General features: G+C 53.1%; 1 rRNA gene. It reads left to right on the plus strand.

From position 1 onward, the window contains the following. Positions 1-29 precede the first annotated feature (29 nt). Positions 30-1,603 (plus strand): 23S ribosomal RNA (locus ACJ8QF_RS25025); the annotation flags it as partial.

Genomic DNA, 1,603 nt, shown 5'->3' on the forward strand with positions numbered 1-1,603 from the left:
CGAACGATGGAAACATCTTCGGGTTGTGAGGTTAAGTGACTAAGCGTACACGGTGGATGCCTAGGCAGTCAGAGGCGATGAAGGGCGTGCTAATCTGCGAAAAGCGTCGGTAAGGTGATATGAACCGTTATAACCGGCGATACCCGAATGGGGAAACCCAGTGTGTTTCGACACACTATCATGTCATGAATACATAGTGGCATGAGGCGAACCGGGGGAACTGAAACATCTAAGTACCCCGAGGAAAAGAAATCAACCGAGATTCCCCCAGTAGCGGCGAGCGAACGGGGAGGAGCCCAGAACCTGAATCGGCTTGTGTGTTAGTGGAAGCGTCTGGAAAGTCGCGCAGCAAAGGGTGATAGCCCCGTACACTAAAATGCACAGGTCGTGAGTTCGATGAGTAGGGCGGGACACGTGACATCCTGTCTGAATATGGGGGGACCATCCTCCAAGGCTAAATACTCCTGACTGACCGATAGTGAACCAGTACCGTGAGGGAAAGGCGAAAAGAACCCCGGCGAGGGGAGTGAAATAGAACCTGAAACCGTGTACGTACAAGCAGTGGGAGCACCTTCGTGGTGTGACTGCGTACCTTTTGTATAATGGGTCAGCGACTTATATTTTGTAGCAAGGTTAACCGTATAGGGGAGCCGTAGGGAAACCGAGTCTTAACTGGGCGACTAGTTGCAAGGTATAGACCCGAAACCCGGTGATCTAGCCATGGGCAGGTTGAAGGTTGGGTAACACTAACTGGAGGACCGAACCGACTAATGTTGAAAAATTAGCGGATGACTTGTGGCTGGGGGTGAAAGGCCAATCAAACCGGGAGATAGCTGGTTCTCCCCGAAAGCTATTTAGGTAGCGCCTCGTGAACTCATCTTCGGGGGTAGAGCACTGTTTCGGCTAGGGGGCCATCCCGGCTTACCAAACCGATGCAAACTCCGAATACCGAAGAATGTTATCACGGGAGACACACGGCGGGTGCTAACGTCCGTCGTGAAGAGGGAAACAACCCAGACCGCCAGCTAAGGTCCCAAAGTCATGGTTAAGTGGGAAACGATGTGGGAAGGCATAGACAGCCAGGATGTTGGCTTAGAAGCAGCCATCATTTAAAGAAAGCGTAATAGCTCACTGGTCGAGTCGGCCTGCGCGGAAGATGTAACGGGGCTAAACCATGCACCGAAGCTGCGGCAGCGACGCTTAGGCGTTGTTGGGTAGGGGAGCGTTCTGTAAGCCGTTGAAGGTGGCCTGTGAGGGTTGCTGGAGGTATCAGAAGTGCGAATGCTGACATAAGTAACGATAAAGCGGGTGAAAAGCCCGCTCGCCGGAAGACCAAGGGTTCCTGTCCAACGTTAATCGGGGCAGGGTGAGTCGACCCCTAAGGCGAGGCTGAAAAGCGTAGTCGATGGGAAACAGGTTAATATTCCTGTACTTGGTGTTACTGCGAAGGGGGGACGGAGAAGGCTAGGCTAGCCGGGCGACGGTTGTCCCGGTTTAAGCGTGTAGGGGGTGTGACCTGGTAAATCCGGTTGCATATCAACCCTGAGGCGTGATGACGATGCACTACGGTGCAGAAGTAGTTGATGCCCTGCTTCCAGGAAAA

The sequence above is a fragment of the Serratia sp. CY81684 genome, from assembly GCF_052166595.1.
Lineage (GTDB): Bacteria > Pseudomonadota > Gammaproteobacteria > Enterobacterales > Enterobacteriaceae > Serratia > Serratia nematodiphila.